Origin of the sequence: Mesorhizobium sp. M0870, from assembly GCF_040319775.1 — a bacterium.
In the GTDB taxonomy this organism is placed as follows: domain Bacteria; phylum Pseudomonadota; class Alphaproteobacteria; order Rhizobiales; family Rhizobiaceae; genus Mesorhizobium.
Genome location: NZ_JAMYOI010000005.1, coordinates 34698 through 48081, shown reverse-complemented (window position 1 = coordinate 48081; position 13384 = coordinate 34698). Strand labels below are relative to the sequence as shown.

Genomic DNA, 13384 nt, shown 5'->3' with positions numbered 1-13384 from the left:
GGCGATGTCTCGCCTCGGCCGGCATCACCAGCAAGACCGTGATGGTCATGACGAACGCGATCCTGCATATTCGGGAAAAGACAATCGACCCCATCGCCGTCAACGGCGCCGACGCGAGGAAAGTTGCCTTGGCCCCATCACGAACGGTAACCGCGTCGTTACGCACCGATCGCTTCCAGCCCTTCCTCCAGCCAGTCGGCGAGCAGCGGCATGCCGAGCAGGTATTTCGCGGTGCGCTTGTTGGCGCGTTCGCGCGCTGCCGCCAGCGCGTCCGCCCATTCTGTGGCGTCGTAGTCGCCGCGACCGACCCAGGCCAGCGCGATCAGCTCGGCTGCTTCATCGACATTGAGGTCGTTTATCAGCTCGCGCAGCTCTTCCTCGGTCAGATTCTCCGAGCTTTCCTCGGCAAGGCCGTCATGGTGATGGTTGACATGGGACTCGCCGTCGAGTTCGACCTCGTGCTCGGCGCCATCGGCATAGTCTTCATTGACGGCCGCACTCAGCGCCTTGGCCTTGAGGATGAACAGGCGCACCGTGTCGGGGCCGATCGAAAGCTCCCAGTCCTTTTCAAGCCGCCGCTGCAAGGGCCGTCTCCCTCAGGTCGTTTGCCGGATGATAGCGGATTCGCAGCATCCGTCACCTGATGTTCTCCCGCACGTAATTTTCCGGGATGAAACGCAAGCCGACCGGCGTTAGTGTTGCATTCTCACCCCTCCAGGAGGTTTCGATGCATAAAAGAGTGCTGATCCAGGCGGCGACTGCCCTTGTCGCGCTGCAGTTCCTTGCCGTTCCGGTGTTCGCCGCCGGCGGTGACAGTGGCGGCAGCGATCAGACCGTCACCCAATGCAAGAAGGGCGAAGTCTGGGACAAGAAGAAGAAAAAGTGCGTCGCACCCCAGGAGGGCATGCTCGACGACGACAGCATCTATGATGCTGGCCATGCGTTGGCGATGGCCGGGCGCTATGACGAGGCGATCGCCGTGCTCAGCCTTGCCGCCAACAAGCAGGATCCGCGCATCCTCAACTATCTCGGCTATTCGCACCGCCATTCCGGCCGCGTCACCGTTGGCCTCGGCTATTACGAGGAAGCGCTGCGCATCGATCCGAACTACACGCTGGTGCGTGAATATCTCGGCGAAGCGCATCTGCAGATCGGCGATCTGGCCGGCGCCCAGCAACAGCTGATGGAAATCGAGAAGCGGACCGGCAAGGGTTCGCGCGAATACGGCATGCTGGCCGAGCAGATCGACCATTTTATGCGAAGCTGAAAAGATTCCAGGGCTCTTTTAAGCGGCCGCGAGCGATCGCGGCCGCTTTTTTGTTGCCCCAGTCTCATTCACCGCCCCCGGCTGATGAATGCGGGGATGATTTTTACAAAACCGATTTTTGGGCGTGAAAAACCCGCGAAGATTGCTATATTCAGGGAAATTGCGGTGAAACGGTTCCGTTAGCCCGAGGCTGCCGGACCCGTTTTCTTTTTGTACCATCGACAAGGCTTTCCCCGAAACGCGGGGGCGGCAGCAGGAAAGGCAGGCATCATGAACAAGGTCCCGATGACAGGCGAGGGGTTCGCGTCATTGAAGGAAGAACTGCGGTGGCGCCAGCAGGAAGAGCGGCCGCGCATCATCGAGGCGATCTCCGAAGCGCGCTCGCATGGCGACCTGTCCGAAAATGCCGAATATCATGCCGCCAAAGAGGCGCAGAGCCTCAACGAGGGCCGCGTCAACGAGCTTGAAGATTATATCGCGCGCGCCGAGGTGATCGACGTCAGCAAGCTCAGCGGCGACAAGATCAAGTTCGGCGCCACCGTGGTGCTGGTCGACGAGGACACCGAGGAAAAGAAGACCTACCGGATCGTCGGCGACCAGGAGGCGGACGTGAAGTCCGGCCGCATCTCGATCTCCTCGCCGATCGCGCGTGCGCTCATCGGCAAGGAAGTCGGCGACGCCATCGAAGTCAATGCGCCCGGCGGTGCCAGGGGGTATGAGATCGTCCAGGTGCAGTTCATCTAGGGAATTCGAGGGGGGAGCGGCTGCGACTTTTAAGCTGAGGTTTGCGCCGCCCCTCATTGCCCTGCCGGGCATTTCTCCCCGTATAGTGACGGGGAGAAAGATGCTCTCATCGACGATTTCGCCAATTTTCAACGTAGCAGAATAGACGCTGGCCTTGCGTTCAGATCCCTTCTCCCCGTCGTTATACGGGGAGAAGGTGCCGGCAGGCGGATGAGGGCAGCGCCAGCCTTTCCGATTGACTTCAGTTCTTGCCAGCGTTGGCCTTGCCAAGGACCTGGAGTCCCGCCAGCCTTTCTGCCTCCGCCACCACCTCCGCCGGCATCACACGCTTCCCGGGCGGGGCCAAGAGCGTCGACGCATATTGCCCGCGAGGCCCCGTCAACCCTGGCTCGGTCGCCAGGAACACCGCAACCGTTGGCAGGCCGAAGGCGCTGGCGAGATGGGTCAGCCCGGTGTCGGCGCCGATGACCAGTTCCGAGCGGCCGATGAACGCAGCGATGTCGGCCAGCGGTGACTTTGGCACCACAACTGTTAACGGCACTGCCTTGGCAATGGCTTCGGCCATGGCCTTCTCGCGCTCGTTCGACCATGTGGTGACCGGCGTCATCCCACGTTCAGCCAGCAGGCGGGCGGTTTCAATCCAGTCTTCGGCCGGCCATTTCTTGTCTTCGCGGCTGGTGCCGTGCAGCAGGAAGGCGGTTTTTCCAGAAAGGCCCGCCAGAGTGCCGGCGGGCGGCACGATGCCGGAGTCCAGGGTCGAAAGATCGGGCTGATAGCCGAGCGCCAGCCCGAACAGCCGCCGTGTCCGTTCGATGGCGTGCAGGTCGCGCGGCACGGGATAGGTGGCATCGTAGAACAGCGTCGCAGAAGGTTCGCGCGCGCTCGAACGGTCGAAGCCGGCAATGGGGGAGCCCACCTGTCTTGCCACCAGAGCCGATTTCAGGAGGCCTTGCGCATCGATGACGAGGTCGTACCGGCAATCGCGCAAGGTCCGGCGCAGGGCGGCCGCCTCGCGCCAGGTGGCGCCGTCGAGCAGCGCCTTGCGCCAGCGCCGGATCGCCACCGTATGAATCCGGTCGATCGCCGGGTGAAGCGCGACGATGCCGGCAAATGCCTCTTCGACGCACCAGTCGAAGGTCAGGTCCGGGCGGTTGCGACGGGCATCCTCGACGGCCGGAAAGGTGTGAATGACATCGCCCATCGATGACGTCTTGACGATCAGCACCTTCATGCCGCTGCCGGGATGTCCAGCAGCCGCTCCGCCGCTGCCGCGACTTGGCCGACTTCCAACGTCTTCAGGCAGTTGAGGTGGCCGAGCGGGCAGACCTTCTGGTGGCAGGGCGAGCACGACAGGCTAAGCCAGACCAGTTCCCGGTGCTCGGCCAGCGGTGGCGTGTTCTCGGGCGAGGTCGAGCCGTAGACGGCGACGATCGGCGTACCGACGGCGGCCGCGACATGCATCAGCCCGCTGTCGTTGGACACGGCCAGCCTTGCGGCGGATATCAGGTCGATGGCGTCCTCCAGCCGCGTCTGTCCGGCGAGATCGACGACGCCGGGCGCCAGGGCCGCGATCTCCGCCGTCACGTCGCGGTCGTTCTTCGAGCCGAACAGAGCGACCTTCAAGCCTTTGCCCATGAAATCGCGGGCAAGCCCGGCATAGCTTTCGCTGGGCCAGCGCTTGGCCGGGCCGAATTCGGCGCCGGGCATCAGGGCCACGAATTTCTGCGGCGCTAGGCCGAACCGGCCGAGCAGGTCGACCTGGTTTTTCGTGTCCACGCTAAGCCGTGGCGCCCGGAAACCACCGCCCTGGGCAAGGCCGAAATAGGCCTGCGCGGTGCGTCGTTTGATGCTGTCGGGCAATGGCACGATGTCGGTCAACAGGCCATAGCGCATCTCGCGCAGGTTGCCGACCCGGCGCGGAATGCGGGCAAAGAACGGGATCAGCGCCGACTTCCAGCTGCCCGGCAGGACATAGGCGATGTCGTAGCGGCCGCGCAGCAGGCGGCCGAAGCGTCGCCGATGGGTGAATTCGAGCGCACCGGGTTTGAGCGGAAAGTCGATCTGCTGGCGGATTTCGGGCATGCGGTTGACCAGCGGCGCTGCCCAGGTCGGCGCCAGCACATCGATGGCGGCGTTGGGATGCAACTCCTTCAGCGCCGAAAACAGGCACTGCGCCATCACCATGTCGCCCACCCAGCGTGGGCCGATCACGAGGATCGTTGGGCTTTCAGCCATTCGACATAGTCTCTGACACCGGTTTCCACTGTCCGGAATTGGCCATTGTAACCGGCCGCGCGCAAACGGGACATATCAGCTTGCGTAAAGCTCTGGTAGCTGCCCTTGAGATGGTCGGGGAAGGTGATGAACTCGATCTCGCCCTTGCCCAGCGTGTCGATCACTGTTTCGGCTATGGCGCGGAAGGGCTGGGCACGGCCGGTGCCGCAATTGAAGATGCCGCTTGAGCCCTGTTTCCACAGCCACAGATTGACGTCGGCGACGTCGCCGACATGGATGAAGTCGCGGCTTTGTTCGCCGGGCCCGAACCCGTCATGGGCGCCGAACAGTTTCGGGTTCTCGCCGCGTTCGACCTGGTTGAACAGATGGAAGGCGACGGAGGCCATGGCGCCCTTGTGCGCTTCGCGCGGGCCATAGACGTTGAAGTAACGCAAGCCCACGACCTGTGAATGGTCGGTATCGAAGGCGGTGCGCCCGGCGAACACGGTTCGCCTGACGAAGTCGTCGAACAGCTTCTTGGAATAGGCGTAGACGTTGAGCGGCCGCTCGAGCGCCGGATCCTCGCGAAACTCCGAGCCGGCGCCATAGACGGAAGCCGAGGAGGCGTAGAGGAAGGGCACGCGCAGCGCCTGGCTTGCGTGCAGCAGCCGTTTCGAGAAGGCGTAGTTCACCTCCATCATGAACTTGCCGTTCCACTCGGTGGTGGTCGAGCAGGCGCCCTGGTGGAAGACGGCCTCGATGCGGCCGAGCGAGCCTGCCTCCATGCGGGGCAGAAAGTCGTCCTTGTCGAGATAGTCGGCGATCTTGAGATCGGCAAGATTGGCGATCTTGTGACCGTCGGTAAGGTCGTCGACGACGAGGATGTCGTCATGCCCTTCGGCATTCAGCGCGGCGACGATGTTGGAGCCGATCATACCGGCGCCGCCCGTGACGATGATCATGAAGGGCCTCTGGTTGCTTGCGATTCCGACCCTTATAGGGGAGGCTAGGCGGGCTGTCGATAAAGCCAGGCATGTGCCTGTCCTGCCATTTTTATGCGCTTGTCTGTTTTGTCTGTTTTGTCTATTATGGACAAAACGGGACATCCCATGAAAAACTATCCATCGACCGATCTGAAACAGAATCTTGGAGATGTGCTTGCAGCTGCCAGCCAGCAGCCGGTTTCCATCACTCGCCACAACAAGCCGAGATACGTCCTGATGAGCATCGAGGCCTACGAAGCGCGCTTCGGCAACGACAGCCGCCGCGTCTACGCTGCGGAGGATGCCCCGACCGAACATGTCGAGATGCTTGAGGAGTACGCCGCGGAATTGGACCGTGATTAAACCCGCCGCTGCGGACGTCTGGCGATATCCATATCTTTGGCATCGCCAACACGGAGACGGGGAGACCGAAGGCCGGAAGTCACGGCCTGTAGCCTTTGTGGCTGTCCTTCCTGGGAAAGCCGGCGGTACGAACCTCTTCATCCTTGCAATCACTTCCACGCAGCCGGGCCGTGATCGCGTTGCCGTCAGCATCCCGGAAATTGAACGCCACCGTGCGGGCCTCGACCCTATGCCCCTTTGGGTCATGGTCGACGAGTACAATCATGATATCCTGGAAGCGTCAGCCTATTTCGAGCCGGGTGCGCGAATCGGCGCGTTCAGCCCGTCATTTCACAAGAAAATTATGTTCGCTTTTACTGCGGTTGTCCGCACGGGTCAGTCCAAAGCCATCCCGCGCGCGGACTGAATCGACAGAACAGAGCACGATCGTGAGGGACCAAAAATGCCATCGACCGAACTGCTCATCGCGTTTTTCGCCACCACGGCGATCTTCGCCTACATTCCAGGCCCGGCCATGCTCTATGCCGCCGCGCAGACGATGGCGCGCGGCCGCTGGTCCGGCCTGACGGCGGCACTTGGCATCCATCTGGGCGGCTACGTGCATGTTTTCGCCGCGGCTGCCGGGCTGTCGGTGCTGTTTCATGCCGTGCCGACCCTCTACCTGGCGGTCAAGCTGGTCGGCGCGCTCTATCTGATCTGGCTTGGCGTCTCGCTGTTTCGCAAGCGCGCAGACGGCGATGCGTCGCTGCCTGCCATCGAGCGCAAATCGGCACGGCGCGCCTTTTTCGAGAGCATCACCGTCGAGGTGCTCAATCCGAAGACAGCGATCTTCTTCATGGCGTTCCTGCCGCAATTCATCGACGCCTCGGCGGCGTTTCCGGTCTGGCTGCAGTTCGTCGTGCTCGGCACGATCGTTAATCTGATGTTCTCCTCGGCCGATATCGTCTGCGTGTTCCTGGCGGGCGCCGTGATCGGCCGTTTGCGGCGTTCGAGCCGGGCACAGCGGCTGATGCAACGGGCGGGAGGGGCCGTGCTGGTCGGGCTGGGCGTCCATGTCGCCCTGCAGAAGAGCTGACCGCCCGAGCCTGCCGGGATCATGCCTGCCGTTGCGCTGCGTGAATTTGCGGTATATCGGCTTTCGCCATGAGCGATCCGACCAGTCGATTGATGAGCACTTATGAGATTGAAATCGGCCTTTTCCCTGTGTTGCCAGTGACATGATCAAGCACAATCCGCCTTCTCCCGAACCGTTGCACCGCGCCATTGCGCGGTTCGGCCAGGCCACCGTGCTGGTGGTCGGCGACTTCATCCTCGATCGTTTCGTCAACGGCGTCATCGAGCGGATCTCGCCGGAAGCGCCGATCCCGGTGCTGCACGGGCGCGGCGAGACCTCGACCATGGGCGGTGCCGGCAATGTCGTGGCCAACATCGTTTCGCTTGGTGCTGCCGCTGTTCCCGTCTCGGTCATCGGCACCGATGTGGCAGGCGATAGCCTGGTGCGGATGCTCGGCGAGCTTGGCGCCGATACGGCGGGCCTCGCGCAGGAGCGTGGTCGCATGACCTCGTCCAAAAGCCGCTTCAGCGCGCTCAACCAGCAGGTGCTGCGCTTCGACGAGGAGGAAATCAAGCCGTTGGGTGCTGCGGAGCGAACCGGCCTGATCCGGCATTTCCGCGCCGCGCTGACGCGCGCCGACATCGTCATCCTGTCCGACTACGGCAAGGGCATCCTGCTCGACGGCGTCGCCGGCGACTTGATCGCCATCTGCCGCGAGGCTGGAAAGCCGGTGCTGGTCGACCCGAAGGGCCGCGATTATGCGCGCTATGCCGGGGCGACCGCCATCACCCCCAACCGCAAGGAACTCGGCGAGGCCGTCGGCCATGCGGTGTTCGCCGATGACGAGATCGTGGCTGCCGCACGCGAGCTGATTTCGGCACATGGTTTCGATTTCGTCGTTGCGACGCGCAGCGAAAAGGGCATGAGCGTGGTCGGTCCCGACGAGGCGCGCCACATCGCCACCCAGGCGCGCGAAGTGTTCGACGTTTCGGGCGCCGGCGACACGGTGATCGCGAGCTTCGCGCTGGCGCTGGCCGTAGGCGCCGATACGGTCATGGCCGCTTCGATAGCCAATGCCGCTGGTGGCGTCGTGGTGGGCAAGCGTGGCACCGCGCGGCTGACGGTCGAGGAACTCACCGGCGCGCTGTTCCGTTCACATGGGCCGACCGCCCACAAGGACGCCATCCTTGATGCCACATCGGCCGCCCGCATGGTGGCGGCGTGGAAGGAAGAGGGCCTGAGCGTCGGCTTCACCAATGGCTGCTTCGACATCCTGCATGCCGGCCATGTCAGCTTGCTGCACGCGGCGCGCAGCCAGTGCGACCGGCTGGTGCTTGGCCTCAACAGCGATGCCTCGGTGCGGCGACTGAAGGGCGCCGGGCGCCCGGTCAACGACCAGCACGACCGCGCCTGCGTGCTGGCAGCACTTGCCTCCGTCGATGCGGTCGTGGTGTTCGAGGAAGATACGCCGCTGGCGCTGATCGAAGCGCTGCTGCCCGACATACTGGTCAAGGGGGCCGATTACACGGTCGACACCGTGGTCGGCGCCGATGTGGTGCAGAAGGCCGGCGGACGCGTCGTGCTGGTCGATCTGGTCGCCGGAAAAAGCACCACCAACACCATTGGTAAATTGCGCGCCGGCGGCACCACAAACTGAGGGTTTCATGTCCGAGTTGAACGATTATCTTGTCCGCTCCGCGGCTGCCATATCAGCCATGGTCGAACGGGACCTGACCGGTGAGATGGGGCGGGCAGCGAGCGCCGTGGTGACGGCGCTTTCGTCGGGGAAAGCCTTGCTCATCGCCGGCAATGGCGGCTCGGCCAGCGACGCCATCCACATTGCCGGCGAACTGGTCGGCCGCTTTCTCAAGGAGCGCAAGGCCTACAATGTCATCGCGCTGCCGGCCAATGCAGCGGTGCTGACCGCCTGGGGCAACGACTACGGATTCGACACGGTTTTTTCGCGCCAGGTCGAGGCGCATGGCGCCGCCGGCGGGGTGCTCCTGGCGATCTCGACCAGCGGCAACTCGCCGAGCATCCTTGCCGCCGCCGAACAGGCGCGGAGGATGGACATGACGGTGATCGGCATGACCGGCGACACCGGCGGCAAGCTGAAGCCTCTGTCCGATATCCTGCTCAACGTGCCGTCGACCTCGACGCCGATCATCCAGCAGGGGCATCTGTGCCTTTACCATCATTTGTGCGAGGTGGTCGAAGCGCGCCTCAGCAATGGCTGATCCCCCGACCTCTGGCCGCTATCCGCTGGCGGAGCCTGGCCTATGGGTCGAGCAGGTCGGCTCAAGGGTGTTCGCTGCCGGCTCGCCGGCGCTGTTCCTCGATCGCGACGGCACCATCAATGTCGACACGGGCTATCCGGATGATCCTGCCGAAATGGTGCTGCGCGCGGACATAGCTGCGGTGATAGCCGCCGCCAACCGGGCCGGCATTCCGGTCATCATCGTCACCAACCAGTCGGGCATCGCGCGTGGCTATTTCGGCTGGGGCGATTTCGCTGCCGTCAACGGCCGCGTGCTCGAGCTGCTGCGCGCCGACAATGCGTTCGTCGATATGGTCGTCGCCTGCGCCTATCACGAAGCTGGCACCGGTGTGCTTGCGGTCGCCGATCATCCGATGCGCAAGCCCAATCCGGGCATGCTGCTGGAGGCGGCCGGGCGCCTCGGGCTCGATCTGCGGCGTTCGCTGATCGTCGGCGACAAGGAGGCCGACATGGAGGCGGGACAACGCGCCGGCCTCGCGCAGGGCTGGCTGGTAGACGGGCAAGCAGCTGTCCGATCGGGCTTCACAATTCAGCCTTGGTGCGCCCGCGCGGATTTCGACGGCCTGCTCGCCGCAATAGCTGCGCTTGGCACCGCCTCGGGCGCGCCGTGACGGCTTACATCCGATCTTTGTCTCGCCAGGCTTCATAAAGCTTGGCCTCTGTCGCGAACGAATACAGCATCACCAGCATCGAATAGACGAACCCGTGCCGGCCGCACAGGAAGTAGCGCTTGGCCAGGTAGAACTTCAGGAAGTTGCCGAGAGGCGACAGCACCAGTCTTATCAGGCCGGGCTTCTTGGCTCGTTCGACAAGCGTGGCAACCTTGAGGCTGGAGTAGGTGTTGGCTCTTGCCAGATCCTCGGCAATGGTCATTTCGCGGCGATGCAGCAGCACGCCATTTTCTATCGTGCCGGTTTCGCCTGGCACCTCGAACGACTCATGGACCCGCAGATTAAGGTCCATCGTGGCCTTGTCGCGGCGGAAAAGACGCAGCAGCCTGTTGTGAAGCACCCAGCGGTGCGCATAGCCATAGCCCTTCAGCTTGTCGCGGCGTCTGATGTACCATCCGTCGAAGGCGTCATTCCCAAGCTGGGTCACATTCATGATTGACTGCCTGAGCACGTCGTCGATGGCCTCGTCGGCTTCAATCGAAAGGCACCATGGTTGCGTGGCCTGATCGAGCGCGAATTGCCGCTGACGAGGAAAGCCCGGCCAATCGTTGTGAAACAGCCTTATCGGGTAGCCTTTGGCGATGTACCCATTGACGACGTCCAGAGTGCTGTCCGTCGAGCCCGAATCGACGACGATGATCTCGGCGCAGAAATCGACGCTTTCCAGGCACTCGCCGATCATTTCGGCCTCGTTCATGCAGATGACCAGCGCCGAAACCGGGCTAGAAAATCGAGTCATCGTCCCACCCCACGGCACACTGTTCTCGGAATTGGGCTGCCCTGCGCCACCTGTTTACGCAATCCCGAAAGCGCTATGCGCTTTTCCCGGGAAAACCGTTACATACTTTTTCTGGAATTGCTCTAGGAAACCAACAAGACGGCTACGGCAGAAATTCCGGCTTCACAGGAGAGCTATCGAACGCCAAAGCGGCGCTGATATGGCGAGGCGTTCAAGCCGCATCGGCGAAAGCCCGCTGCGGTTCAACCGGCTCAAGGCTGTGCGAACGAGACCAGCCCTTCGTCCTTGACCCGGCGGATGGTGAGCGCTGTTCGCACCGTGTCGACATTCGGGGTCGAGGTCAGTTCCTCGATGACGAAGGTCTGGAAGGCGCCAAGGTCGCTCGCCACGCAATGCAGCAGGAAATCGGATTCGCCCGACACCATCCAGGCGTCGCGTACGATCGGCCAGCCGCGGGTGCGCTCGGCAAAGATGCGCAGCTCGGCATCGGCCTGATGATGCAGGCCGACCAGGCAGAAGGCAACGACATCGAGGCCGAGCGCTGGTGCATTGAGCAAGGCACGGTAGCCACGGATGATGCCGGCTTCCTCCAGGCGCTTGACGCGGCGCAGGCATGGCGGCGCCGAAATGCCGACGCGGTTCGACAGTTCGACATTGGTCATGCGGCCGTCGCCCTGCAATTCGCGCAGGATCTTCCAGTCGATGGCGTCGAGGTCGGCCTTGAGCGGCATGGGGGTTCTCGATCATCAGGGGCAATACGCAAGAATCTTGCGTGATTTTGTAATTAAACGACTTCGCTGTCCATTCCTCCTTCGCCCGGAATATTTCACGGGATCAGCGGGCGACAGGTGTGACAAAGCTTTCCGGGGACGAACTCCAACTTGCCTTGCTGGCGTCGTGGGCAACACTTACATTACGCGCGACAATGATCGAGTTTTCCATGCCGCAATTGCCGGCAGCCCTCCGCAGAGGCTTTAGATGACCACCAAGCACGCGCCCGTTCTCATCATCGGTTCCGGTCCGGCCGGCTATACGGCGGCGGTCTATGCCGCCCGCGCCATGCTGAAGCCGATGCTGGTCGCCGGCCTGCAGCAGGGCGGGCAGTTGATGATCACCACCGATGTCGAGAACTATCCCGGCTTCGCCGACCCGATCCAGGGTCCGTGGCTGATGGAGCAGATGCTGAAACAGGCCGAGCATGTCGGCACCGACATCATCAACGACATCATCACCGAGGTCGACCTCAACGTGCGACCGTTCCGTGCCAAGGGCGATTCCGGCACCACCTATACCGCCGACGCGCTGATCATCGCCACCGGTGCGCAAGCGAAATGGCTGGGCATCCCGACCGAGCAGGACTTCATGGGTTTTGGAGTCTCGGCCTGCGCCACCTGCGATGGTTTCTTCTACAGGGGCAAGGATGTCGCGGTGATCGGTGGCGGCAATTCCGCGGTGGAAGAGGCGCTCTATCTGTCCAATCTCGCCAAGAGCGTGACGGTCATCCACAGGCGAAGCGATTTTCGCGCTGAACGTATCCTGCGCGAGCGGCTTCTGAAGAAGGACAATGTCCGCATCATCTGGGACACGATCGTCGATGAGATCACCGGTCGACCCGGCAAGACGCCGCTGCCGCCCTCGGTCGAGGGGCTGAAGCTCAAGCATGCGGTGACCGGCGAGGTGTCGCACCTCAAGGTCGACGGCGTGTTCGTGGCCATCGGCCATGCGCCGGCGGTTGAACTGTTCGCCGGCAAGCTCAAGCAGAAGCCGAACGGCTATCTGTGGACGGCGCCGGATTCGACCCGCACCGATGTGCCGGGCGTGTTCGCGGCCGGCGATGTGACCGACGATATCTACCGCCAGGCGGTGACGGCAGCGGGGCTCGGCTGCATGGCCGCGCTCGAGGCGGAGAAGTATCTGGCCGGCATCGAAGTGCATCGCGAAGCGGCCGAGTAGAGAGTTCAGAGAGCGGCTTAGAAACGCCGTGTAAAAGCCTGATTTTTCATTCAGACGCCAAAACAGAACGAGGGGAATCATGGCGTTGGACTGGGACAAGCTACGCGTGTTTCACGCTGCGGCGGAGGCGGGGTCGTTTACCCATGCGGCCGAGACATTGCATCTGTCGCAATCGGCGATCTCGCGGCAGGTCAGCGCGCTCGAGCATGATGTCGGCGTGCCGCTGTTCAACCGCCACGCCCGCGGGCTGGTGCTGACCGAGCAGGGTGAGATGCTGTTTCGCACGGCGCATGACGTGCTGATGAAGCTGGAGACCATCAAGTCCCGGCTGACCGAGACCAAGGATCGCCCGTCGGGCGTGCTGCGGGTGACGACGACGGTGGGGCTGGGCGCCGGCTGGCTGACCGAGCGGGTACAGGAATTCATCGAACTCTATCCCGAAATCAGCCTGCAGCTGATCCTCGCCAACGAGGAACTCGATCTCACCATGCGCCAGGCCGATTGCGCCATCCGGCTGCGCCAGCCGCAGCAGCCGGACCTGATCCAGCGCCGCCTGTTCACCGTGCATTTCCACCTCTACGCGGCCCCATCCTATGTCGCCAAGCATGGTAAGCCGTCTTCCGTCGCCGAGCTGAAGGCCCATCGCATCGTCACCTTCGGCGTGCCGGTGCCGTCGCATCTGTCGGAGCTGAACTGGCTGGAAACGGTCGGTGATTTCGAAGGCGGACAAAGGGTGCCGACGCTGCAGATCAACGACATATTGTCGATCAAGCGTGCGGTGCAGGGCGGTGCCGGCATCGCCATGCTGCCCGACTATGTGATCAGCAAGGACTCCGATCTGGTGCAGCTGCTGCCGGAGACCGAGGTGCCGTCTTTCGACACCTATTTCGCCTATCCCGACGCGATGAAGAACCAGGCCAAGCTGCATGTGTTCCGGGACTTCATCATCGCCAAGGCCCGAAGCTGGTCCTTCTGAGGGCATGCCGATATTCAAGTGAGGCCGGCCCGCGAATGGCCGCTTCCTGCGCTTCCCCGTCTACCGCATCGCGGTAGAACTGTGCTCACGTACTTAAGTACGCTCCGCTCCGGTTCTCGGCAGCCACCATTCTCGACTCGGC

The 13384-nt window shown here is 62.8% G+C and carries 16 protein-coding genes; 10 read left to right on the top strand and 6 right to left on the bottom strand.

From position 1 onward, the window contains the following. Positions 1-158: 158 nt before the first annotated feature. On the bottom strand, positions 159-584 hold the full coding sequence (locus tag NKH97_RS07915; protein WP_013530064.1) for a DUF3775 domain-containing protein: 426 nt from the start codon (positions 582-584) through the stop codon (positions 159-161). Between the two features lie 143 nt (positions 585-727). Here NKH97_RS07915 and NKH97_RS07910 point away from each other — a divergent pair, with 143 nt between their 5' ends. Both NKH97_RS07910 and greA read left to right on the top strand, forming a co-directional pair. Next, positions 728-1267 carry a tetratricopeptide repeat protein gene (locus tag NKH97_RS07910; protein ID WP_128303804.1) on the top strand — a complete coding sequence of 180 codons (540 nt, stop codon included), beginning with the start codon at positions 728-730 and terminating at the stop codon, positions 1265-1267. Positions 1268-1537: 270 nt separating this feature from the next. Then, positions 1538-2011: a transcription elongation factor GreA gene (gene greA / locus NKH97_RS07905; protein ID WP_013530066.1), complete on the top strand. Its 474-nt coding sequence runs from the start codon at positions 1538-1540 to the stop codon at positions 2009-2011. A 241-nt stretch (positions 2012-2252) separates the two neighbouring features. Here the strand turns inward: greA and waaC are convergent, their stop codons facing one another. Genes waaC through rfaD form a run of 3 tightly spaced genes read right to left on the bottom strand, consistent with a single transcriptional unit; the run spans position 2253 to position 5187 of the window. Then, on the bottom strand, positions 2253-3242 hold the full coding sequence (gene waaC / locus NKH97_RS07900; protein WP_352677319.1) for a lipopolysaccharide heptosyltransferase I: 990 nt from the start codon (positions 3240-3242) through the stop codon (positions 2253-2255). Beyond that, complete coding sequence (waaF, locus tag NKH97_RS07895) at positions 3239-4246, bottom strand: lipopolysaccharide heptosyltransferase II (RefSeq protein WP_352796005.1); 1008 nt, start codon at positions 4244-4246, stop codon at positions 3239-3241. Before waaF ends, waaC begins: the two co-directional genes overlap by 4 nt. Further along, a complete protein-coding gene (rfaD, locus tag NKH97_RS07890) occupies positions 4219-5187 on the bottom strand; it encodes an ADP-glyceromanno-heptose 6-epimerase (protein WP_352796003.1) in 969 nt (322 codons plus the stop codon). The genes waaF and rfaD overlap by 28 nt, the downstream gene beginning before the upstream one ends. A gap of 147 nt (positions 5188-5334) precedes the next feature. Between rfaD and NKH97_RS07885 the strand changes: the two genes are divergently transcribed. From NKH97_RS07885 to NKH97_RS07860, 6 genes are all read left to right on the top strand, one after another. Further along, positions 5335-5571 (top strand): type II toxin-antitoxin system Phd/YefM family antitoxin, encoded by a 237-nt coding sequence (locus NKH97_RS07885; protein WP_023809741.1) that lies wholly within the window; start codon positions 5335-5337, stop codon positions 5569-5571. Continuing rightward, positions 5564-5977, top strand: coding sequence for a hypothetical protein (locus NKH97_RS07880; RefSeq protein WP_236382885.1), 414 nt, complete (start codon positions 5564-5566; stop codon positions 5975-5977). Before NKH97_RS07885 ends, NKH97_RS07880 begins: the two co-directional genes overlap by 8 nt. 36 nt (positions 5978-6013) lie before the next feature. After that, entirely contained in the window at positions 6014-6646 is a 633-nt protein-coding gene (locus NKH97_RS07875) for a LysE family translocator (RefSeq protein ID WP_352555052.1), read from the top strand. 142 nt (positions 6647-6788) lie between these two features. Beyond that, positions 6789-8282 (top strand): D-glycero-beta-D-manno-heptose-7-phosphate kinase, encoded by a 1494-nt coding sequence (rfaE1, locus tag NKH97_RS07870; RefSeq protein WP_352796000.1) that lies wholly within the window; start codon positions 6789-6791, stop codon positions 8280-8282. Between the two features lie 7 nt (positions 8283-8289). Continuing rightward, positions 8290-8862, top strand: a complete 573-nt coding sequence (locus NKH97_RS07865; protein ID WP_023809738.1) for a D-sedoheptulose-7-phosphate isomerase — start codon at positions 8290-8292, stop codon at positions 8860-8862. Then, positions 8855-9514 carry an HAD family hydrolase gene (locus tag NKH97_RS07860; RefSeq protein ID WP_352795998.1) on the top strand — a complete coding sequence of 220 codons (660 nt, stop codon included), beginning with the start codon at positions 8855-8857 and terminating at the stop codon, positions 9512-9514. The genes NKH97_RS07865 and NKH97_RS07860 overlap by 8 nt, the downstream gene beginning before the upstream one ends. A gap of 4 nt (positions 9515-9518) precedes the next feature. Here NKH97_RS07860 and NKH97_RS07855 read toward each other — a convergent pair whose 3' ends face one another. Beyond that, on the bottom strand, positions 9519-10313 hold the full coding sequence (locus tag NKH97_RS07855) for a glycosyltransferase family 2 protein (RefSeq protein WP_128303810.1): 795 nt from the start codon (positions 10311-10313) through the stop codon (positions 9519-9521). Between the two features lie 251 nt (positions 10314-10564). After that, positions 10565-11044: an Lrp/AsnC family transcriptional regulator gene (locus NKH97_RS07850; RefSeq protein ID WP_023809735.1), complete on the bottom strand. Its 480-nt coding sequence runs from the start codon at positions 11042-11044 to the stop codon at positions 10565-10567. A 247-nt stretch (positions 11045-11291) separates the two neighbouring features. Between NKH97_RS07850 and trxB the strand changes: the two genes are divergently transcribed. Beyond that, positions 11292-12266, top strand: a complete 975-nt coding sequence (gene trxB, locus NKH97_RS07845) for a thioredoxin-disulfide reductase (RefSeq protein WP_128303811.1) — start codon at positions 11292-11294, stop codon at positions 12264-12266. A 79-nt stretch (positions 12267-12345) separates the two neighbouring features. Next, positions 12346-13242, top strand: a complete 897-nt coding sequence (locus tag NKH97_RS07840; RefSeq protein ID WP_023809733.1) for a LysR family transcriptional regulator — start codon at positions 12346-12348, stop codon at positions 13240-13242. The last annotated feature ends 142 nt before the right edge of the window (positions 13243-13384 follow it).